This is a genomic window from Synechocystis sp. FACHB-383, assembly GCF_014698605.1.
In the GTDB taxonomy this organism is placed as follows: domain Bacteria; phylum Cyanobacteriota; class Cyanobacteriia; order Cyanobacteriales; family Microcystaceae; genus Synechocystis; species Synechocystis salina.
Map to the genome: position 1 here is coordinate 51,465 of NZ_JACJTJ010000051.1, position 22,340 is coordinate 73,804.

Sequence of the window (22,340 nt, forward strand, 5' to 3'; positions counted from 1 at the left end):
CAGTGACGACCTAGGAACCCAATTTGCTAATAATTCTTTGGACAATTTCCACCCCGGTGAAAGCTTGCCAACCAAATAAACCAATCAATGTGACGTTCAGGGTGATGTGGGTTAAGCGGGCCGTTTCATTACCCTTTTGCATCCAAGGTACCAACGCCGCCGCCGTAGCGATTAAAGCGACCATAGCTAGACCAACGAGTAAGTGGGGGCCGACAAACAGTTTGCCATTGTTGATATAGGTAACAGCCATGCCGCCAATGGTGCCCAACACCATCAGAGAAAGTAGGAGAGAGCCAAGGATAAAGTGCTTACCCTTAACATCTTTTTGGATCAACTCCTTCCGCTTTTCCGGTTCCGCGGAGCGAATTTGTCGGGACTGGAAGCCCAGCCACATGGCATACACCGAAGTAAAGAACAGCGCCCACATCATAATGGGATGGCCAAATTGCCCATAAATTTTGACCGGTTCAGGAATCTCAAGGGCCAGTAGAGGAAACATCATTTTAATTCAGTTGATGATTGGTCGTAGTTAATTCAGCTTGGGAAAAGCTGAGCTACGGTTGCTTAAAGAAATTTAACACAGCCCATGGTGACGGCGGTTCTTACCTGGGTTGGGACTTGGCCGAGGCTCAACTCAATTCTAGAGAAGCTAGTTCCAATTGTTTACCATCCAGTACTGTTTGGCTAATCTGGTCGCATTGGGGACAGCGGTAAATCCAATCCTCCGGCTGGAAATTTTGTTGGCACCATTGGCAATGGCAGGTAACGGGAATTTCTTCAATTTCCAATCTAGCTTCAGCGGCTATGGTGTTTTGCCGCACCACTTCAAACGCAAACCGCAGGGCATCGGCCACCACCCCAGACTGCTGTCCCACTCGTAGGGTTAAACGGTGAATTTTGCTAGCTCCATGGCCCTCCGCCTGGGCAATGGCGATCGCCAAAGTTTGTTCCATCAGACTAACTTCATGCATAAACTTGACTCCAACTAATTCTTTTTAAAAACACTTTTATTTAATAAGTTTAAATGTTCACAAAAGATCAAAAAATTTAAATTTAGCTCTACTCATAAAGTCAAGGAAAACCATAGCAATCAATGATAAAGTGTCGAAATGTTTGACAACGTTTGTAAATATCTCGCAGAAACCTTTTCCTCAGACTATGCCATGTGGTTGCTGGGTAAACCTGTGGCCCTCACCACCTTAAGCCCCAAGGAACTTTCCTTGGAACCAATTCGGGCGAACGCGCTAATTTTGGAGCAGTCGGAGGATTTGGTCTTGCACCTGGAATTTCAGACTGAGCCGGATGAAACTATGGGGTTTCGGATGCTGGACTATCGGGTGCGGGTCCATCGACGGTTTCCAAACAAAGCCATGCATCAAGTGGTCATTTATCTGAAAAAAACCAGTTCTGCTTTGGTTTATCAGGACATCTTTCAATTGGGAGAAACCACCCATCGCTATCGTGTCATCCGTTTGTGGGAAGAATCACCGGAGCCATTTTTGACCAGTCCTGGACTCCTGCCCCTCGCGGTTTTGACTCAAACCCAGAATGCTACGGAACGATTGCGGGAGGTTGCCCTTACCCTGGATACAATTGAAGATAAAAGCACGAAAGCCAACTTGACCACCGCCGCCGCTATCTTTGGGGGATTAAGGGTTAAGTCAGAATTAATCAAGACCATCCTAAGGAGCGAAATTATGAAAGAATCGGCCGTTTATCAGGAAATTTTGCAGGAAGGAGAACAACGGGGTTTGCTCAAGGGCAAGCTAGAAGGAAAGTTGGAAGGCAAACTAGAAGGCAAGCTAGAGGTTGCCCAAAATCTAATCAACAAAGGACTATCAATACCGGAGGTAATCAGTCTGACTGGATTAAGTGCCGATACCCTTAAGAATTTAGCCTCCTCCCCTGATTTATAGGGATTTTTTGGCCCTCCAATGGCGATCGCCTAGGTTAAAAGTTTAATTACCCATCAGCACAGCACCGGAACCACTGCCCTGGAACATAATCCAAGACATCAGAAAATTACTCACAAAAATTGCTAACAGAGAAGTTACCACTGCAGCGGTGGTGGATTCTCCCACTCCTTTAGCTCCGCCCCTGGTGGTTAAACCCCAGTTACAACCGATAATGGCGATTAAAACGCCAAACACAATGCCCTTGATGGGGCCACAAAATATATCCCAAGGAGTGACAAAGGTCTGTATTGACTCAAAAAATACCTGGTTGGCAATGCCGTAAACGTTGCTGGAAATTACAGCTCCCCCCATCATTCCGGTTACTAAGGCTAACACGCTCAAAGTGGGCACCATAATGCAACAGGCCAACAGTCGGGGAATGACTAAATATTCCACCGGGTTAGTGTTGAGCATGTAAAGGGCATCAATTTGTTCCGTCACGCGCATGGTGCCAATTTCGGCCGCAAAGGCTGAGCCGACTCGTCCTGCTACCACCACCGCTGTCATAATCGGGCATAGCTCCCGCCCTAGGGCTAGCATTAAAATTCCTCCCACCGCACTACCTGCCCCAAAAGCCAGGAATTCCCGGGCCACCTGAATGGTGAAAATCATACCAATGACGGCGGCGGTGATCAGAGTAATGGGCAGAGAAGCGGGCCCCACAAACATTAACTGTTGACTGGTGTTGCGTCCGTCGATTCTGCCGGTAAAAAGCTGAAAGGTAGTATTGCCCAACAATAAAATCGCCTGTCCCGATCGCCGGAGCCAGGAGCTTAATTCTGCCAGAATAGGTGATTGGGTCATCGTCAGGGATCACAAAAAAGGGACTGACACTGTCTCTGCCCTTGGGGGTTAATACATAGGCGCATTGTAGCCCCTTGACAAACAGGCCACCAAAGTTACCACAATGATTTGTCAGTTAATGCCGTTGCTCGATGTTGCCAAGAGAAGCTTTGTTGAAGGGAGCCCCAGACCGGGAGGCGATCGCCAGGGTAATTGACCAGGCGGAACAAGCCTTGCGTACCTGGGAAGTAGTGGTGACGGATTTTTGTGCGCCGCCCCTGATTGCGGAAATTCAAGCTCGTTTTGGCACCCTAACGGAATTACATTTTTTACCCTGGGGGGGTTATCCCCAAGCCGAACGGCAGAGGTTAGCCATTGCTAGGGCGGAAATTCCCTTGGAAACGGAGCAAATCCCCCTGACAGCACTGGATGTAGCTGGTAATTTTCTTTTTGATCCTGCCAGTCATCGGGACTTTTTAGGGGCCTTGTTAGGCACGGGGTTAGTACGGGAAAAGGTGGGGGATATTATCCTATTGGGAGAACGGGGAGCCCAGGCGATCGTGGTGCCGGAGGTGGCGGAATTTGTCAGTCTCCATTTAACCCAGGTGCGTACCGTCCCCGTTAAAGCTAAAGCTATTACCCTGGAAGAGTTAAAAATTCGCCCGCCCAAAACTAAAGAAATGACCACCGTGGAAGCGTCCCTGCGCTTGGACGCCATTGCTTCAGCAGGGTTTGGTTTGTCCCGCAGTAAAATGGCCGATGCGGTTAACCAGGGCAATGTGCAGGTCAATTGGAAGCCCATTACCCAGTCTAGCTACGCCCTCAAAGCAGGAGATTTGGTCACCTATCGGGGTAAAGGTAGACTAGAAATAGGCGAAATTACAGTCACCAAAAAGGAACGTTATCGTATCCAATTAACCCGATATATGTAATTTGTTCCCACAAATACCTGTTCGAATGCCATGGTCGGTAGGCGGGGCGTCAAAGTTTATACCACCGTTGTTGGAGGCAAAAGGCCATGCTGCTCTTTGGCTGTGATCGAAGTTTTTCCCAAAAACCATGGATTTAATCCTTTGTCACCAAACGGCGGACTTTGATGTGTTGGGAGCGGCGGTGGGGCTAGCTAAACTCCATCCTGGCAGTCGCATTGTGCTCACTGGGGGTTCCCATCCCACGGTGCGGCAATTTTTAGCGCTCCATCGTAACGAATTTCCCCTGATTGAACTCCGTAGCGTTAACTCCGATAAAATTCGCGCTCTCTACATTGTTGATAATCAACAAGGCGATCGCCTGGGCAAAGCAGCGGATTGGTTGACGTTACCCCATGTGCAACAGATTGCCATTTACGATCATCACCTCAACAGTCCCAGGGATATTGAGGCGAATATTTTGGAACTGGAAGCGGTGGGAGCCAGTACCACTTTAATTGTGGAGAAATTACAAAGAACGGACATCAGCCTTTCCATGGTGGAAGCATCCGTGATGGCCCTGGGCATCCATGTGGACACGGGCAGTTTAACCTTTACCCAAGCCACAGTGCGGGACGTAAAGGCCCTGGCTTGGTTGATGGAACAGGGAGCCAATTTACGTTTGATTGGGGAGTACGCCGACCCGGGATTTCCCCCTCCCCTACAATTTTTATTTGCAGAAGCCATGCACAATCTCCGCAAAGAAATGGTGCGAGGGTATTGGGTTGGTTCGGTGTTATTAGCCACAGAAAGCTTTGTGCCAGGGTTATCCCATCTCACGGAAAGGTTATTATCCCTGACGGAATGTGACGCCCTACTGCTGGGTCATGTTTACGACAAAAGCAAAGATAAAACGAAAAGCAGTGGAGAGCAAGAAAAAAGCGGAGAAAATAGTAATCAACGTTTCTCTCTTATTGGCCGCACCCGCATTCCTGATACCGATTTAACCCAACTGCTGGAACCCTATGGTGGTGGTGGCCATGCCCAGGCGGCGGCGGTGAATTTGCGGGATATTGAACCTACGGAGGTCATGGCGGATATTTACCAAGGTTTGCAAAGACAAATTCCCAAACCCTTATTGGCTAGGGATTTTATGTCTTCCCCGGTGCGGACTATCCGACCCCACACCACTATTGAGCAGGCCCAAAGGATTTTGTTTCGCTATGGCCATTCCGGTTTGACAGTGGTTAACCAGGAGGAAAAATTGGTGGGAATCATTTCCCGTCGGGATTTGGATTTAGCTCTGCACCACGGTTTTAGCCATGCCCCAGTGAAAGGTTATATGACCCGTAACGTTAAAACCATTGATCCTGACACTCCTCTGCCTCGCATTGAAGCCATCATGGTGGCCGACGATGTGGGTCGCTTGCCGGTCATGGCGGGGGATACTCTGGTGGGTATTGTTACCCGCACCGATGTGTTGCGGCAATTATTGCAGGATAAACAGGAGCAATCGGAACGGTTTGGCGATCGCCTGGCCACTCCTAGCCAGAATTTTAGCCAAGGTAGCCTACTGCAACTGCTAAAAACCCATTTACCGGCGGCCACTTGGCAATTGTTAACCACAGCGGCCTGCCAGGCCCAGGGCAGGGGTTGGCATTTATATCTAGTGGGAGGAGTAGTGCGGGATCTGTGGCTCCGCCATTCCCAGGGGGCAGAAAAACACCAAAATATTACCTTCCAAGACATTGATTTGGTGGTGGACGGTTTCCATACCAAGGCTGATGTAGGGGCCGGGGTGGAATTAGCCCAAGCTCTGCAGGGGGACTATCCCGGCGCGAGGTTATCGGTGCATGGAGAATTCCAAACGGCGGCCTTGCTCTGGCATAAAGATCCCCAGCTAGACTCCCTCTGGGTAGATATTGCCACTGCGAGGACAGAATTTTATCCCTACCCAGCGGCCAACCCGGAGGTGGAAGCCAGTTCCATTCGTCAGGATTTATACCGGCGGGATTTTACCATTAACGCCCTTTCCATCCGTCTCACCAATCCCAGCCCCGGCAAGTTGTTGGACTTTTTTGGTGGCATGAACGACCTGCAAAGCCAACAAGTGCGGGTACTGCACGCCAATAGTTTCATTGAAGACCCCACCCGTATTTATCGAGCTGTCCGCTTTGTGGTGCGCCTCGGTTTTGACCTGGAACCCCAAACGGAAACCTATATCCGCTATGCGATCGCCAGTGGGGTGTATGAACGTTGGCGATTAACGGAGCATCCCACCCCGGCCTTGACCACCCGTTTAAAGGCGGAGCTTTCTATTATCCTCAAAGCCCCTTATTGGAAAGGCGCATTGACCCTACTGGCGGATTTAGATGCTCTCAAATGTCTCCATCCAGAGCTAAAACTAACGGAGCAATTATGGTGGCAAGTGCGATGTTTGTCCCGCTGGTTACGCTGGCTAGATCCAGAACGACAATTGGAGCATTGGTTACTACGACTAGGTATTTTATTGGGGGCTTTACCTCCACAGGAAAGGATCAAAATTGCCACGGGATTACAGTTACCCAAGACCATGATTGATGGGCTAGCTAACCTGGAAACCATGGAAACGGCGATCGCCAAAAGTCTTGGTTGCCAGCAATGTCCCAGACCTAGTGTTATTTACCAAACGTTGAAAGGTTATGACCGCGCCAATTTGTTTTTAGTCGCCGCCAGGGGCCATACGGTTTTAAGAAAGCAAATTTGGTTTTATTTCAGCCAATTATGCCATGTGTCACCATTTTTAACTGGTCATGATCTCAAAGCCTTGGGTTATAAACCAGGACCTCAATTCAAACAAATTCTGACCGATTTATTGAACGCCTGCCTAGACGGACAATTAGGCGATCGGCAACAGGAAGAAGCCTGGCTCAACGCCCATTATCCTTTACCGAAAAAAGTTTAAATCTAGGTATTGTTTTAACGTCCTGGAGTGTCTTGAATGGGAATTTGCTATGGGCATGGGCCTACATGGGCCTGACGCCAGTCCTCTGCCAACTTCTGCATTGCCGACATTTCGGTTGGATCAATACGTTTCAAATTAGCCAAAATAAGGCCCATCCGCCCAGTGTGCTGTAGTTTTTCTTGGTGTCGTGCGAGAAAGTCCCAATAGAAATAATTAAAAGGACAGGCATCTTTGCCAGTTCTGGCTTTGGGATTATAGGGACATTGTTGGCAATAATCACTCATTTTATTAATGTAGTTAGCGGAAGCAGCATAGGGTTTTGATGCCAATAATCCTCCGTCCGCAAATTGCCCCATTCCTAACACATTGGTTTGCATTACCCAATCATAGGCATCAATGAAAGCCGCATGGAACCATTCCTGGAGTTGTTGAGGATTGACGCCGACAATTAGGGCAAAATTGCTGAGGATCATTAACCGTTGAATATGGTGAGCATATCCTGTTTGTTCAACCTGTTTTAAAACGGTAGTTAAACAATTCATTTTGGCTTGGCTGGATTGCCAATAAAATTCAGGTAGAGGTAAGTCATGGTTAAACCAATTACTCTGGCTATAATCTTCACCTACCCATTGATAAAGGCCATGCATATATTCCCGCCAACCTAAAACTTGACGGATAAACCCTTCAACATTGTTCAGGGAAATATTTTGAGTGGCAAAGGCGTTAGTAACTGCTTCAATAACTTCTGAAGGAGTCAACAATCCTAAATTTAAATAGGGAGAAATGAGGCTGTGCCATAGGGTTTTCTGCCCCATCACCATGGCATCTTGGTAGGTACCAAATTGACTCAAACCGACATCAATAAAGTATTGCATCCCTTGCCGAGCATCTTGACGGCTGACTCCCCATTGAAAGCCAGATAATTGCCCATAGCCAGGCAAATTTAATTGTTCTACCCGTTCGATCACCTGCTGGGTAATGCCATCGGGCGGAAAAGCAAGGGGTATGGGAGGAGAAAGGTGCTTTTTGGCAGGCTTACGATTATCTTGATCAAAATTCCAGCGGCCCCCCACTGGTTGATCGTCTGCCATTAAAATTTGCCAACGTTTACGTCCGGCCCGATAAAAATCCTCCAGTAACAGACGTTTACGATCGCCAGCCCAGGCAGCAAAATCTTCCTTGGACCAGAGAAAATGATTGTTGGGCAATAGGGTCAGTTCACAGGGCAGACTAAGAGACCGCAACCAGGCTTCAAAGGGGCGATCGCCGGGGGTCATGACTTGGAGATGGCTAATGCCCTGGATTTTGAGCCAATGGTGTAAGGGAGTGAGGAAGTCTTCGGCGATTTCATAGGTAACCGACCAGCCCTCGGCTTTCAACTCCTCTGCGAAGTGCCGCATGGCGGACCAAACCAACACTAATTTTTGGCGATGGTAGGGGCGTTGGCGGGCAAATTCTGCCGATTCAATCAAGAGAACGGGGACTTGTGAGCGATTACCTTGATAGCTTTTTAAGGCCGCTTGCCCCAACCAAAGTTGATCTCCCAATACCCAAATGCCAATGGTCATAGCAGTAATTTTGTGTGAGGAACGGGTAAAGTCGCTGTTATCCACGGCCGGCGATCGCCAATGGCCTAGTTGAAAATCCACCAGCCCTGGTCAAAGCAGGTTATGAGTAGGGAAATCGACAATAATAATTAGGGTAAACCAAAAAAAATATCTCAAGAATTAGACTTTCGGGACAACCTTTCATAAACCGTAGCTAAACCCCGAGCATTGCCTACGTTACCGGGAAATAACACCACCGGCAAAAGGGGAAAACGGGGATGATCCTGTGCGGTCCGAACCAAAGAACAACCAGGGATAATTTGCCCCAACAGGCGCACAGAAGTTAACTGTAGTCCCACACTGAGTACATCATTGGAAGTGATACCTCCTTTGCTGATCAAAAAGCCGATGTCCTGGGGTAATTGTTGAACAATTTTCATTAACAGTTGGGACAGGGTAACGCCAAAGTCTAACCGTGCCTGCACTGAAGCAAAACTTAATTCCCCCCGGCTAGTGTAAATTACTGGTGTTTTTCCCTCTGCTCTGATCTTCCCAACCGCCGCCAAAGCGTTGGCAATGATTTCGGCTTCACTGTCGGGATGGTCCCGTAATTGTTGCACTGGAATTTCAATGCCCTGCACCGTTTCGTCCTTGAGCAGTGTCATCAACTGTTCTGTGGTTTTTTGCACATGGGAGCCCACCAAAATTACCCCTGGTTGGTCGGTAGGTTTATAGCTAGCCATGGCCACTGGAGCCACCGGCTGGGGTCCCAAATTAGCTAGAGAAGTGAGAATACTGGCCGCACTCCGCAACAGAAAATGTTTGCCCTGGTCACTGGCTATCAACATACTTTCTGCTAGGCGATCAAAATCCTTTTGAGTTTCCCCATCCACCACCACACACTGGTTATGGCTAAAACCCATCAGGCGATCGCCTAGGGATTTATCCGAGGAAGCATTATCGGCATTACTAAGATCCCCCAGCGTGATGCGCTCCACTTGGGCTGCTCCAATCTTACCTTGGGTTTTTTCCGCCACATAATCGGGCAAATAACTATGGTGGTAGCCAAACACCGAATCCTGGGCAAATTCCGTTGCTGCCACTGGCACGAATTCACCGTCCACAATCAAATAATGAACACTGTCCTTCGTTACCCGGCCCCCCTCAAAAAAGGCTGGCACTAGAAAATGGGCATCAAAGGGTCCCAATTCCCGGTTAATCATATCAGTTTCCAAGGGGTAATGGCCCCGCAGAGTAGAATCAGAGCGACTCACCACCAAGTAGTGATCGACGGTTTCCGCCGCTAGGGCCAGTTTTAAATTCTGGCAAATTTCCGTTACCACCTCTTCCGCTTCCGCCGGAGGCAAAGCCCTAGTGTTGCTGAGGATAAAAAAGATCGGGCTTTGATCCTGCAGGCCCCGCCGCAGAGTTGCCACATCCCACTGCATCAGTAATAGGCAACTGTGAACCGTTTGGGAACCGGTCGGGTCATCATCAATGACAATGATTTTGGTGGGGTCAGCCATGGGAAAGAAGAATGTGCAGAATTCGTGAAGATTTTGTCCTTAGGCCTCCAGTCTAGGGGAAAATAGCCATGGTCTATAATTTTGGTAGATTCGTTTTGGGCTTTTATGCTGGAAATTCTGGCGGTTATTCTCGTTGTTTTATTAGGTTCTGGTATTTGTTCCTGTTCCGAAGCAGCTTTGTTTTCTGTGCCCCTGGTCAAAGTGCGGCAGTTGTCCCAATCAAATAATCCTTCCGCCATCGCCCTGCAGGCCATTCGCCACAAGATGAATCGCCCCATTGGTACCATAGTCGTACTCAATAACATCTTTAATATCGTCGGTAGTATCACCATCGGCAGTCTGGCGGCCAAACACCTGCAAGATGCTTGGATGGGAGTTTTTTCTGGGGTCTTGACCCTATTGATTATTGTTTTTGGTGAAATTATTCCTAAAACCCTAGGGGAAAGATATGCCACTAATATCGCCCTGTTGATCGCCATTCCCCTGAGATTTTTAACTTTACTTTTTACTCCTCTGGTGTGGTTAATTGAGCAGATTACCAATCCCTTCACCCACGGGAAAAGAATGCCCAGCACCAACGAGGCGGAAATTAAGTTTCTAGCTACCCTTGGTTACAAAGAAGGGGTAATTGAGGGAGATGAAGAACAAATGATTCAACGAGTTTTTCAGCTCAATGATTTAATGGCGGTGGATTTAATGACTCCCAGGGTGATTATCACCTATCTTTTGGGAGAACTAACCTTAGGGGAGTGTCAACAGGATATTATCCAATCCCAACATACCCGGATTTTGATTATCGATGAATATATTGACGAAGTGCTAGGTATTGCCCTCAAACAGGATTTATTAACTGCTTTAATCCAAGGGGAAGGGGATAAAACCATTGGTGAGCTAGCCAGACCAGCTCAATTTGTGCCCGAGGGTATGAGGGCAGATAAATTACTTAAACAATTCCAAGAAAAACGGGAACATTTGATGGTGGTTATTGATGAGTATGGCGGCGTTGCCGGGGTGGTTACCCTAGAGGATGTTATTGAAGTTTTAACAGGGGAAATTGTCGATGAAACCGATAAAAACATTGACCTCCAGGAAATTGCCCGCAAGAAAAGAGAAACCCTATTGAAACAACGGGGGTTGGCTGCCTAGAATTTCGGGATGGGGGAAGTTTGCCGCCTAGCCCGCTATTGGTAAATTTCCCATTTCCAACGCCGTTGGGGGCTTAAAACCCCGCAAAGTTGGTTCCTTCATCGAGGTATTTAGCTCCTTACCCTGTAATAGCACCCCAAATTTACCAAGACCATTGGGATCAATTAATTGGTGCAAAATAGCCCGTCGGGAAAAAATTTCGTTCAAATCATACTGACCACTGGATAGGTCTGCTAGGCGATCGCCAAGGCCAAGATTCATCAAAAAAGGTGCCTGTTGGCTAAAGTCTAAACGGTTCAGACCATAGCATTCTCCCCACCATTCCAGGGCAGTGAAGTTGACATGGGCAGTGACGTCCTGTTGCCCCAAATTGACAAAGGGATTGTCGTGGTGCCGTTGTTGGAAATAGCATTGCAAAGTGCCTCCGCTGCGTTGGGGATGGTAGTATTTCCCCGCTGGATGGCCATAGTCCACTGTTAATACCCACCCCTGGGCTAAAACCCGAGCGATTTCTTCTAGGGCCTGTTGGGCGGCTAGATTGACTTCGGTTTCATAATTTTCCCCGTAGGGGGGACTGGTCAGTTGCAAACCAAAGCTGGCAAAGTAATCCACTAATTTTTCAGTGGACAGGTCGTCCCAAACACTGATCAGGTCCGTTGACCCCGCCTCAATATACTGCTCTTGCAAAACCCCTTGTTTGATACCCACCCGATGGACAGGCAGAGCATCGAAGAATTCATTGCTAAAACAACAACCCACTAAGCTGTCATTGGCCAACTCCGGCCAAGTTTGCCATTGTATTTTGCCCATTTCTCGCCAGGGCCCTAATAGCTCAGTTTGTCTGCGGCGGAGGGCGGCGGACTCCTCAATGATGTGGTACTGCAAGGCAGCAAAAAATTCTGGCTGTAGCTTTTGCGCCTGGGCCAAAACGGTTTGGGCAAAGGCCCCGGTTCCCGCCCCCAATTCCAAAAGATCAAAGCGATCCGGTGCCCCCAACCGCTGCCACATTTCCAAAAATTGCTCAGCTAAAAGTTCCCCAAAGTCGCCCCCTAAGGCGATCGCCGTGACAAAATCCCCTCGAATGCCAATGTCTACCTGGCCACTGCTGTAATAGCCATAATTGGGTTGATACAGCACCCACTCCATAAACTCCGCAAAAGTGAGCCGTTGTTGGGGGCTTTGGCGGATGTGGTCAAGGAGAGCGGGGAGAATATTCTGGGCCATGGATTGTGGGGAACAGGGAAAAGTCAAGGTGGCGGCGATCGGTCAACTGGTCATTTTCCTCCAGGGGGGTGCAGGAAGGGGCCAGACTGAAAGTGCAAGGGGGGGAATGCTTTAGGCCACTGACTAGGATTTTTGACGATTGTTCATTAATTGTTCACCAAAACGGTTCCTTTGGCGTCAAGCTGAAACGGAAAGGGCATACAATCCGCTAAACATTGCCATAATAATTGCCAACATTTATTGTTTAACGTTGTTGAAAGTATGTGTCAGACTTGAAGTCAATGCTAGCTAAGATTTAAATCACCATGAACCGCCAGGGAACCTATCAAGGCAGTGACCAAGAAACGGAAATTCGTCGTCTGAAAGAGTTGATGCCGGCTTCAGGGCGGATGCTAGTCAAACTCCAAGCCCAACCGAAACAGTCCCGGGTGATCGATTGTGATTTTCCTAAGCCTTGGCAATTTGGCGATCGCCTGGTGAAAATTAATTTCAGTCTTTGGTGGGAGTTGACCATCCAGGAACGGGATTTACTCATGCTGAGTGTGGTCTGTCGTTTGGTTAATATCCGCTGGTTCAAGCCGGATTTGTATCAGGGATTGACCGTGGCGGGGGCGATCGCCGTGGGGGTACAGCTTTGGCAGAGGGATGGCGTCGGTATGGTGGTGGCCGGTGGTCTGACGGCTTTGGCAGCCCAGCAAATTTGGCGGGGTTACCAAAGTAATGAACGGGAAATCGAAGCTGATGCCCAAGCTCTCAAAGTGGCGGTACGTCGGGGCTATAACCAAAAAGAGGCCATCCAGGCCCTGTTAACGGCGATCGAAAACACCGCCCGGATCGAAAACCGCAGCACCCTCAGTTTTAACGAACTGCTGCGCTGTCAAAATTTGCGCCTCATGCTCAACAGCCAAACCAGCCCGGATCCATCCCTATCCCGCAACTTCTAACATCGTTTCCGCCTCCTTCTCCTTGATGGCCAGGATTTTTTTCATCACGTCCTCTACGGCCTTATCCGGGGTAGAAGCACCGGAGGTCACCCCCACCGTAATTTTGCCCGCCGGTAGCCAGGGTTCCAACAGTTCCAGATCCTTGCCCAGGGGTTTATGGTGAACCCGATTACCCGGCCCAATGCGATCACCACTGTCAATGTGCACAGAAGGAATACCATGTTCCACTGCAATTTCTTGGAGATGGGTGGTGTTAGAAGAATTAAAACCACCGATAACCACCATTAGCGACAGGTCTTCCTTGACCAGATCAAACATGGCATCTTGCCGTTCCTGGGTGGCATCACAGATAGTATTAAAACTCATAAAATGATTATTTAACTCTGTCGGGCCATACTTTTGTAGCAGGGTTTTTTCAAACAATTTGCCAATCATTTCCGTTTCACTTTTCAGCATGGTGGTTTGGTTGGCTACCCCCAGGCGGACTAAATCCTCATCCGGATCAAAGCCAACGGAATGGGCATTGGCAAAATAATCCAAAAATTCTTGGCGATCGCCACCGTGGAGAATATAATCACAAACCTTTTGGGCTTCGGCCATATTTAAAACGATTAAATAGGTACCGGCAAAGGAACTAGTGGCAATGGTTTCTTCGTGGTTATATTTACCGTGGATGATGGAAGTGTGCTCTTTCTTTTTATGTTTCTCGACGGAATTCCAGACTTTGGAAACCCAGGGGCAGGTGGTATCCACAATGGTACAGCCCCGGTCGTTGAGGAGTTGCATTTCCTCCACACTGGCCCCAAAGGCCGGCAGAATCACCACATCCCCTTTGGCCACCCCACTAAAATCCTTTTCCCCGTTAACCACATCAATAAAGTTCACTTCCATTTCCCGCAGTCTTTGATTCACCGAAGGGTTATGGATAATTTCATTGGTGATCCAAAGACGATCGCCAGGAAAATGCTGACGAGTTTCGTAGGCCATGGCCACGGCTCGCTCCACACCCCAGCAAAAACCAAAGGCCTCCGCCAACAGAATGATGACATCCCCCCGCTCCAGGCGGTAATTGTTTTGACGAATTTCCTGGATTAGGTGGCTTTGATATTCCGTATTCATCACCCCCATCACCTCTTCCCCATGGCCAAATCCCTTGCGGTGGTAATTGTCGGAGTGGTGCAGAGATCGTTTAAAAGCTTTGGTATCCATAGAAAAACGAGAATGTCACCTGTATTATGTTGTTCCATTTTGACATCCTCTCCCCCTAACCGCTAGAAAAGCTCCAAGGACATTGCCATTCCTCAATTTTTAGGACAGGGGCAAAGCACCGTGGACCTGTTTGGTAGAATGGGCTAGCAATCTTGACTGAGCTCGGTTCCCAGGCGGTCTGTTCCAACCCGCAGACTGTCTCTCCGGGGCTCCGTTGGGGAACATTTTCGGGCTTGATGGGGTTAACAATCCTATGCCACGTTGACTATTTGTCCTATGAATTGGAAATTTTTCCCACACCCCTTTCTGGCCATGGCTGTCGGGGCTGCCCTAGCTCCCTTAACTCCCCTCGCTGCCAGCACCTTCACCGAAACGGCGATCGAGCAAACCGAAGTAATTGCAGTGGCCCGTCCCTACGGTGTAGAAACCACTAAGTATGACCTTTTGGTAATTGAGCAGATTCCCGGCAAAAATAAATGTTGGAATGTCACCCCCGGAGCACCGGCCATGGTGGATCCCCTGCTGTTAAATTTTGACTTCACTGGCCACTGTCGCCGCGCCACAGACAGCAACGGCTATTCCATCCGCATCGATGGCCAGGACTATGGCTTGGATTACTTACTGCGTCTTGTGCCCAGGGGAAATGAACTGGTGTTGGTGGCCACTTCCCGTAACGGCCGCGGCCCCGAACTTATTGTCGGTAGTACCAAAGGCATCGGCGCAGGCTTCATGCAGGTACAGCTCAATCCAGGCTGGCAGTTCACCAAACGTACCTACGAAGGTCAAATTTTAGGGCACTACTACATCAGTGGTACCCAGGCTGCCATCTTAGGGGGAACGGCCGTTAGCCCCGTAACTCCAGAGCCGATTACCCCAGAAAAACAAGAGCTTATTGCTCCGGAGCCAGTTCAGCCCCTGGAGGATAATCCCCCCACGGTCACAGGCGTAACGGAAGTAACAGAAACCGAAGCAGAAATTATCATTCAGCAGCAAGCCCCTGCTGACAACGAGTCCGGTATGGTGGTGGAAGAGGAGAGTGCTACCACTGTGACCGAAGAAAACTCCGTTGCCAAGGAACTGGAAACCGTTACCCCCAAACCAGCCCCCGTGGTTAACCCCAATCCTCCCCGACGCCGCACCCCTACCCCGGCGGATTTTCGCCGCTAGGAAATTTTCCTTCATTGATTTTTGTTGCCTACCATGCCCTCTGCCGACATTTTGAATCAGTTCCAAGTTTTTGACTACGATTTACCCGAAGACGTTTGCCAGCAGCTTTTATCTTGCAAAGAAGTTGCCGTGGATACGGAAACCATGGGTTTAAATCCCCATCGGGATCGCCTCTGCTTGGTGCAAATTTGTGATCCAGAGGGCAATGTAACGGCTTTACGCATTGCTAAGGGTCAGGAGGAAGCTCCTAACTTGGCCCGGCTGATGCAAGACCCAGCCATAACCAAAATCTTTCATTTTGCTCGTTTTGACACGGCCCAACTGAAACACACCTTTGACATCAAAACCTATCCAATTTTTTGTACTAAAATCGCCAGCAAAATTGCCCGCACCTACACTTCCCACCATGGACTCAAGACGCTGGTGCAGGAGTTGGTGGAAGTGGAGTTGGATAAATCTTCCCAATGTTCCGATTGGGGCAACGCTGCCAATTTGAGTAAGGCTCAATTAGCCTATGCAGCCAATGATGTGCGTTATTTGATTCCCCTAAGGCACAAGTTAGAAGAAATGCTGGCCAGGGAGGATCGTTTACGGTTGGCCCAACGTTGTTTTGAGTGCTTGCCGGTGATGGTAACGCTGGATTTGGGTATGTATGGCAATGTGTTTGAGCACGGCGGGCCCGGTTAATTTAACTTAGGAGCCTGTGGGCAAAGTTTCAGTTTGTTCTCTCAATCAACCCATTAAAGCAACCGCAATTTTGGGAGATTTTATTCTAGCCCCCCCCCGAACCTTGTGGACGAACCGAGGAGCATTAGAAGCATTTAAAAAACTCTCTAAGAACGTTGAAATCTTAGGGCTTCGATGGACTGGGCGGTAAGGAAAATGCCCAGGAAAATGTAGCTGGCAAACAACACACAGCTTTTACTATTAATCACCCCGTTAATCAGATCTTGATAGCTTTGGAAGAGGGAAAGGTAGGCGAAGATATCAGCGATCGCCCCCCCCAGGTTTTGGGCAAACACGTCCATAATCCAGAGCATCAAAATTAAAACAAAGGTGAGAATGTAGGCAATGATCACGTTTTCTGTCAGGGAGGAAATGAACATTCCGAGGGAAAGCACCGCCGCCGCCACCAGAATCACTGCGCCATTGGCCACCAGCACTAAACCACTGGGTAGGGGAGGATTAGCAGCGGAAAAGACGATGATTTGATAAATCCATAGAGGGACCAACAGGACCGAGAAAAATAGTAATGCTCCCATTAATTTGCCCACTGCTACCACCCAATTAGTAACCGGGGAAGTGGCCAATAACTCTAGGGTGCCTCGCTTTCTTTCTTCGGCGTACAGTCCCATGGAAAGGGCCGGCAGTAGTACTAAAATCAACGAGATAATTAAGCCCAAATAACTAGAGAGAAAATCCCCCGCCACATCCACTGGCTCAGCAAAACCAGACTGTCGTAAAAATTCGACGTTGGAAATAATTTGACTGAGCATTAGGGAAAAGAAAATTCCCGACATTAACCAAAAAATAGCGGCAATGCCATAGGCAAAAGGAGAGCTAAAATAACTTAGTAGTTCTTTACGAAGAATGGCGAGCAGATTATACAGGGTGGTCATGGGAAGAGAAAGGTCGACAGTGGCGGAGTGTCCGGGAACCCTAGGCTCTGGTTGCTGTTGCTGTGCCTAGCCATGGCCTTGGGTTGCCAGATTAAATCTAGAATAGGGGGGTTAAGGCTCCCATGGATGAGTTCAGCATAGTTTATGGTCCAACTTAGTGCAGCGGCAATTAATCGGGTCGATGTGGCCATCATTGGGGGAGGCATTGCAGGGGTGGCGATCGCCGAATATGTGGCCCGCCATACTAACCTGTCAGTGCAGTTGTTGGAAAAAAATAGCCATTTGGGGGGGGATTCCTCTGGCAAATTGGAGGGCTGGTTCCACACGGGGGCTTTATATTCAGGCCAGGATGACGGCCAGACTTTTTTTAACTGTGTTAATGGGGTGGAAGATTTACTCAACCACTACAGCAATTATTTTGCCGGTCGCTGTAATCTCACCCTAGGAAAGTATGACTATGGTTATCGCCCCATAGTCAGCGGCACAGGTTGGTTTGACCCCAATCCGGTTTATCTCATCCATCCCCAACGCCATTCCCCAGAAATGCTCCAGTCTGGCCTCAAGGGCGATCGGGTGCAGTTGGAAATGCAGTTAAAGCGGGTGTTAGGCCGTTTGGAAATGGCCTATGGGCAACAGTTCAATTGGCGATCGCCGACGGGTCATGGAGCGGCAGCACCGGACTATGGCCATTTGGAAAGTTATGAACAGCGGGGCTGTAGCCTCTTAAGTCAGTCGGAAAAAATTAGCCATTATTGCCAACAATTTGATCTTAGCCATGGGATAGAACCCAGCGACTATGCCTTGTTGAAAAGTTTAGATTGTGCCATGGATACCCAGGGTATTTTGCAGGATCTTACCGCCAGCGCCTTGGCCCACGGAACGGCGATCGCCACCGGGATTAATTTAGAACAAATTAATGTAGATCGTTATGGCCCGGTGAGAGTACAAAGTATCTTTTATCGGGATCGCCAGGGACAGCAACATTACCTGAAAGCCAAAGCGTTTATTTTTGCAGTGGGAGCAGGCTTTGAGCATATTTTACCCACCCTCCAGGTGCGAGCCAAGCTGAAACGGAGTCGCAGCACCATGGTGGTAGCTTATCCTGCCGTTAGTCCCCATAATTTCGTGCGGATGTCCACCAAGAATTCTTACCATTTCAATCATTTTTTCCAGCGGGCAAATATGCCTGAATTTTCACAATTTTTCAATTATTCCATGCTGGCTAACTCCGGCTATGTTAGCGATGAAAATGACTGTTTAGCTAGTGGGGAAATTGAATTACTTTTAGATACGGCGGCACGATATTTTGGCGAAGATAATTTATATCAACGTCAACTCTGGAGCTACGATTGCGTTAAAACAGAATTTATTAGTGACGATGTTCAAAAACGCCGTTATAGCTATTGGATTGAAGTGAATCCCCAGAGTAATTACCTTTGTGTATTACCGGGTAAGTTTTCCTTCTTTCCCACAGTGGCAGTGCAAACTCTCAAGCAGTTAAAAACAATTTTGCCAGCCCAAAAAGTTGACCAGAGCCATCAGGATTATCACGCCTATTGCGATCAAGCCCAAGCCCTCGTCGCTTCTCCCTATCCCCACCAATTGTTGGCGGCTCATTTGAAAAATAAAGCTAATTCCTAGCTGTGGAATGGTTGGTTATTTAACAATATCAATGGAAGTAGAATAATGTTAAAAACCGTTGCCATACAAGTGCAGGGCAGGGTACAAGGGGTGGGTTTTCGTCCTTTTGTTTATGCCCTTGCCCAGGAGATGGGACTAAACGGCTGGGTAAATAATTCTGCCCAAGGAGCCACCGTTGTTATTACTGCTAACGAAAGGGCGATCACTAACTTTACGGATAGATTAACTAAGGCATTACCTTCCCCTGGTTTGATTGAAGAGTTAACCGTTGAACAGTTACCTTTTGAAAATTTTACTAACTTTACTATCCGCCCCAGTAGTGATGGCCCTAAAACCGCCACCATTTTGCCAGATTTATCCACTTGTGCTGCCTGTTTAACAGAATTATTTAACCCCGGCGATCGCCGTTATCTTTATCCTTTCATTAACTGTACCCATTGCGGTCCCCGTTACACCATTATTGAAGCCCTACCCTATGACCGCTGTCGTACTACCATGGCTAAATTTTGCCAATGTGCTGACTGCGAAAGGGAATATGAACAGCCTGAAGATCGGCGCTTCCATGCCCAACCCAATGCCTGCCCCCGCTGTGGTCCCCAACTTGCTTTTTGGAACTGCCAAGGTAAGATAATTGCCCAAGCAAATGATGCTTTAGATCTGGCTATTGATAATTTAAAAGTAGGTAACATTATTGCTGTCAAAGGCTTAGGAGGATTTCATTTATGTTGTGATGCCACTAACTTTAAGGCAGTAAAAAAGCTCAGAGCAAGAAAACAACGACCAGATAAACCGTTGGCGGTAATGTATGGTAATCTTGGTCAAATTATGGAGCATTATCAACCCAACCAGAAAGAAATTGAGTTGTTACAGAGTGCCGCCGCTCCCATTGTGTTGTTAAGCAAACAGTCCCAGTTATTTTTGGCAGAAAACATTGCCCCTGATAACTCCACTGTGGGAGTGATGTTAGCTTATACGCCCCTCCATCATTTATTACTAAAAGAGCTAGATAATCCCATTGTAGCCACCAGCGGTAATTTGGCAGGGGAACCCATTGCCATTGATAATTTTGATGCTTTAAACCGTCTGAAAAATATCGCGGATGGTTTCCTGGTTCATGATCGCCCAATTGTTTGCCCAGTGGATGATTCTGTAGTGCAAATAGTGGCAGGGGAAACCTTGTTTTTACGCCGAGCCCGAGGCTACGCTCCCCAACCTATCACCTTACCTCAGTCCTCTCCTAAACATTTATTAGCGGCAGGAGGTCATTATAAAAATACAGTGGCGATCGCCAAACATAATCAAGCTTATCTTAGCCAACATTTAGGAGATTTAGATACCATCTCCACCTACCAAGCATTTGAGCAAACCATTGCCCATTTAACCCAACTATACGATTTTTCTCCCCAGGAAATTATTGCTGATCTACATCCTGACTATCTCAGTCATCAGTACGCCGAAAATCAAGCTTTACCTGTCACTTTTGTGCAGCATCACTATGCCCATATTTTAGCAGTCATGGCGGAACATGAAATTATGAAAGAGCCTGTATTAGGCATTGCTTGGGATGGCACGGGCTACGGTATGGATGGCACCATTTGGGGGGGAGAATTTCTTAAAATCACCCATGACACTTGGCAGAGAGTTGGCCATCTACGACCATTTGCTTTATTAGGTAATCAGCAGGCAATTAAATATCCCCGTCGCATTGCTTTGGCGCTGTTATGGTCAACTTTTGATGATGATTTTTCTGGGGATTATTTAAGAAATTGGTTGGGTTTCAACAATGGTTTTAAAGACGAAATAACCACCAACTTAAATAAGGATCTAAATAACAAAAATTTACACCATCTTTGGCGACGGGGAGAAGCACCCTTAACTTCGAGCATGGGCCGCTTGTTTGATGGCATTGCCGCTTTAATTGGATTGATTGACCAAGTAACCTTTGAAGGTCAGGCTGCCATGGTTTTGGAAGCTCAAGCCAGACATGATTTAACAAGGGAATGTTACCCTTTTACCTTAGTTAATCAGGAAAATAAATTAGTAGTGGATTGGCAGCCCTTAATTAGGGCAATAATCATGGAAGAAAGAACAAAAATTAATCTAATTGCGACTAAATTTCATAACACCCTAGTGGCTTCAATTGTAGCCATGGCTGAACACCAAGGAGTCGAAAAAGTAGTTTTGGGGGGAGGATGTTTCCAAAATCGTTATTTACTTTCCAACGTTATTTCTGCCCTAAAAAAGGCAGGCTTTTTGCCCCTTTGGCCCAGACAATTACCCCCCAATGATGGTGCTTTATGTGTGGGTCAACTGTTAGCTAAAATTCAGCCCAGGCAATATATTGATTAGCCTTATTCCTCTTAATTGTCCTAATTTATTTTGGAAATGGGTAAAATTTCCTTTGCAATGAATTCCTGGTAAGCTTGTTGAGCGGCGGCCTGTTCTGCACTTTTTTTTGATGGACCGCTGCCACTACCTAAATGGCGATCGCCAAGCCAAACCGTTGCCTGAAAACCTGATTGCTGGGGCAAATTTTGATCCAGGGGTTCTACCCGGTATTCCGGCAAACATTTGTAATGGGCTTGGGTCCATGCCTGCAAGGCTTCCTTATAGTTATGGAGGGCAGGATCTTGTCTAATTTCAACGGCTTTTGCGCGCAAATGTTCACTCAACCAAGGGCGGATCAAAGACAAATCCCCTACGCTCAGGTAAAGGGCTCCTAATAAAGCTTCAAAGCTATCTGCCATTAGGGAAACTCGCCCATTTTTATCTGCTAATACTGCGGGGGTAATCCACAGGAATCGGTCTAGGCCATACAATTCTCCCCAACCGGCAAGGGTGCGATCACTCACCAAAATAGCCCTCAGGGCAGACATTTCCCCCACCGAAGTCTGGGGGTAGTGTTCCATCAGCACTTCCGCTGAAGCTAATCGCACCACCGCATCGCCAACGAACTCTAGTTGCTGATAATTTTCTTCCGGGGATTGACTGGCGTGGGTCAGGGCCAAATCCAGTAACTTCCAATCCACCGGATCATTCTCGGTTAACCCCAACCGTCGCAGTAGGGCCTTTAACTGGGTTTGACGATGGGGAAGCAGGGACATACGGGCTTAAAAGAGGGTGTAAATAAAAGGGGCGATCGCCGATCCTTGGGTGAAAACAATTAACGCTCCCAGAAGGACCAGGGTTAAAATCAGTGGTAATAGCCAATATTTTTTTCTTTGCCGCAAAAATCCCCAAATATCCTGCAATAATTCAATAAATCCTTCCATAAAGTTATTTTTAAGCGTTGATCAACAATTGGAGTTAGTAGGGTTTTTGCAGATGGTTAATGTCCCGGGGACGACAAGGTGATCGATAGGTTACCCGTTGAGGCTCCAATTGACGGGCCATGGTATCCCTTTTCAATAACTTCATCACCAAGGCCATGGGGGTAACCACCAACGCAAAAATTAGGGTCAGGATAATGCGGCTATTAATCCACCCTAAAACATGGCCAATTTTTAGCCATAGTTCATACACCGGGCCCAAACTGCGGGGAGTGAACAGTCCCAGAAAAACAAAGCCAGCGGCGATCGCCCAGGGCAATACGGGTAATCCGTGGCCCTTGAGCAGGGGAATGAGTAGACCAAATAGAAAGGCAATCATCCCTGCCATAATCCAGGCAAATTCCCGCAGCATTTTGACCGTGGGGGCAGTCTTCGTATTCGTCATAACACTCGACAAG

At 47.9% G+C, this 22,340-nt stretch carries 20 protein-coding genes; 9 read left to right on the forward strand and 11 right to left on the reverse strand.

Features of this window, described 5'->3' with window-relative positions; translation table 11 throughout:
* Nucleotides 1-10: 10 nt before the first annotated feature.
* Complete coding sequence (locus H6G45_RS16325) at nt 11-502, reverse strand: DUF4079 domain-containing protein (protein WP_190599455.1); 492 nt, start codon at nt 500-502, stop codon at nt 11-13.
* A 127-nt stretch (nt 503-629) separates the two neighbouring features.
* Nucleotides 630-971, reverse strand: a complete 342-nt coding sequence (gene hypA, locus H6G45_RS16330) for a hydrogenase maturation nickel metallochaperone HypA (protein WP_190599456.1) — start codon at nt 969-971, stop codon at nt 630-632.
* Nucleotides 972-1,109: 138 nt separating this feature from the next.
* Between hypA and H6G45_RS16335 the strand changes: the two genes are divergently transcribed.
* Nucleotides 1,110-1,916, forward strand: a complete 807-nt coding sequence (locus H6G45_RS16335; RefSeq protein ID WP_190599457.1) for an Rpn family recombination-promoting nuclease/putative transposase — start codon at nt 1,110-1,112, stop codon at nt 1,914-1,916.
* Nucleotides 1,917-1,958: 42 nt separating this feature from the next.
* Here H6G45_RS16335 and H6G45_RS16340 read toward each other — a convergent pair whose 3' ends face one another.
* The gene (locus tag H6G45_RS16340) at nt 1,959-2,759 is read right to left on the reverse strand and encodes an ABC transporter permease (protein WP_190599458.1); all 801 of its coding nucleotides are present in this window, start codon (nt 2,757-2,759) and stop codon (nt 1,959-1,961) included.
* A 131-nt stretch (nt 2,760-2,890) separates the two neighbouring features.
* Between H6G45_RS16340 and H6G45_RS16345 the strand changes: the two genes are divergently transcribed.
* Together H6G45_RS16345 and H6G45_RS16350 are read left to right on the forward strand one after the other, a co-directional pair.
* Nucleotides 2,891-3,670 (forward strand): photosystem II S4 domain protein, encoded by a 780-nt coding sequence (locus tag H6G45_RS16345; RefSeq protein ID WP_190599459.1) that lies wholly within the window; start codon nt 2,891-2,893, stop codon nt 3,668-3,670.
* Between the two features lie 127 nt (nt 3,671-3,797).
* Nucleotides 3,798-6,590, forward strand: a complete 2,793-nt coding sequence (locus H6G45_RS16350; RefSeq protein ID WP_190599460.1) for an A-adding tRNA nucleotidyltransferase — start codon at nt 3,798-3,800, stop codon at nt 6,588-6,590.
* A gap of 47 nt (nt 6,591-6,637) precedes the next feature.
* On the opposite strand, the gene H6G45_RS16355 is transcribed toward H6G45_RS16350, so the two are convergent.
* The gene (locus H6G45_RS16355; protein ID WP_190599489.1) at nt 6,638-8,158 is read right to left on the reverse strand and encodes a cryptochrome/photolyase family protein; all 1,521 of its coding nucleotides are present in this window, start codon (nt 8,156-8,158) and stop codon (nt 6,638-6,640) included.
* A 152-nt stretch (nt 8,159-8,310) separates the two neighbouring features.
* Nucleotides 8,311-9,663, reverse strand: a complete 1,353-nt coding sequence (locus tag H6G45_RS16360; RefSeq protein WP_190599461.1) for a four-carbon acid sugar kinase family protein — start codon at nt 9,661-9,663, stop codon at nt 8,311-8,313.
* A 105-nt stretch (nt 9,664-9,768) separates the two neighbouring features.
* Between H6G45_RS16360 and H6G45_RS16365 the strand changes: the two genes are divergently transcribed.
* A complete protein-coding gene (locus tag H6G45_RS16365; protein ID WP_190599490.1) occupies nt 9,769-10,809 on the forward strand; it encodes a hemolysin family protein in 1,041 nt (346 codons plus the stop codon).
* 27 nt (nt 10,810-10,836) lie between these two features.
* On the opposite strand, the gene H6G45_RS16370 is transcribed toward H6G45_RS16365, so the two are convergent.
* Complete coding sequence (locus H6G45_RS16370) at nt 10,837-12,033, reverse strand: class I SAM-dependent methyltransferase (protein WP_190599462.1); 1,197 nt, start codon at nt 12,031-12,033, stop codon at nt 10,837-10,839.
* A gap of 305 nt (nt 12,034-12,338) precedes the next feature.
* Here H6G45_RS16370 and H6G45_RS16375 point away from each other — a divergent pair, with 305 nt between their 5' ends.
* The gene (locus H6G45_RS16375; protein ID WP_190599463.1) at nt 12,339-12,977 is read left to right on the forward strand and encodes a DUF3318 domain-containing protein; all 639 of its coding nucleotides are present in this window, start codon (nt 12,339-12,341) and stop codon (nt 12,975-12,977) included.
* On the opposite strand, the gene H6G45_RS16380 is transcribed toward H6G45_RS16375, so the two are convergent.
* Entirely contained in the window at nt 12,960-14,186 is a 1,227-nt protein-coding gene (locus H6G45_RS16380; protein WP_190599464.1) for a 4-hydroxy-3-methylbut-2-enyl diphosphate reductase, read from the reverse strand. The two genes, H6G45_RS16375 and H6G45_RS16380, sit on opposite strands and share 18 nt — an antisense overlap.
* Nucleotides 14,187-14,498: 312 nt before the next feature.
* Here H6G45_RS16380 and H6G45_RS16385 point away from each other — a divergent pair, with 312 nt between their 5' ends.
* Nucleotides 14,499-15,353, forward strand: coding sequence for a DUF3747 domain-containing protein (locus tag H6G45_RS16385; RefSeq protein ID WP_242018212.1), 855 nt, complete (start codon nt 14,499-14,501; stop codon nt 15,351-15,353).
* Between the two features lie 33 nt (nt 15,354-15,386).
* Nucleotides 15,387-16,040: a ribonuclease D gene (locus H6G45_RS16390; RefSeq protein WP_190599466.1), complete on the forward strand. Its 654-nt coding sequence runs from the start codon at nt 15,387-15,389 to the stop codon at nt 16,038-16,040.
* Nucleotides 16,041-16,186: 146 nt separating this feature from the next.
* Here H6G45_RS16390 and H6G45_RS16395 read toward each other — a convergent pair whose 3' ends face one another.
* On the reverse strand, nt 16,187-16,972 hold the full coding sequence (locus H6G45_RS16395; protein WP_190599467.1) for an ABC transporter permease: 786 nt from the start codon (nt 16,970-16,972) through the stop codon (nt 16,187-16,189).
* Nucleotides 16,973-17,116: 144 nt separating this feature from the next.
* Between H6G45_RS16395 and H6G45_RS16400 the strand changes: the two genes are divergently transcribed.
* Nucleotides 17,117-18,613, forward strand: a complete 1,497-nt coding sequence (locus H6G45_RS16400; RefSeq protein WP_190599468.1) for an FAD-dependent oxidoreductase — start codon at nt 17,117-17,119, stop codon at nt 18,611-18,613.
* A gap of 45 nt (nt 18,614-18,658) precedes the next feature.
* Nucleotides 18,659-20,962 carry a carbamoyltransferase HypF gene (gene hypF / locus H6G45_RS16405; protein WP_190599469.1) on the forward strand — a complete coding sequence of 768 codons (2,304 nt, stop codon included), beginning with the start codon at nt 18,659-18,661 and terminating at the stop codon, nt 20,960-20,962.
* Between the two features lie 20 nt (nt 20,963-20,982).
* On the opposite strand, the gene rnc is transcribed toward hypF, so the two are convergent.
* The 3 genes from rnc to H6G45_RS16420 are packed head-to-tail and all read right to left on the reverse strand — an operon-like array spanning nt 20,983 to nt 22,327.
* Nucleotides 20,983-21,717, reverse strand: coding sequence for a ribonuclease III (rnc, locus tag H6G45_RS16410; RefSeq protein ID WP_190599470.1), 735 nt, complete (start codon nt 21,715-21,717; stop codon nt 20,983-20,985).
* 6 nt (nt 21,718-21,723) lie between these two features.
* Nucleotides 21,724-21,885 carry a DUF5989 family protein gene (locus H6G45_RS16415; RefSeq protein WP_190599471.1) on the reverse strand — a complete coding sequence of 54 codons (162 nt, stop codon included), beginning with the start codon at nt 21,883-21,885 and terminating at the stop codon, nt 21,724-21,726.
* Between the two features lie 34 nt (nt 21,886-21,919).
* Entirely contained in the window at nt 21,920-22,327 is a 408-nt protein-coding gene (locus H6G45_RS16420) for an SxtJ family membrane protein (protein WP_190599472.1), read from the reverse strand.
* Nucleotides 22,328-22,340: the final 13 nt, after the last annotated feature.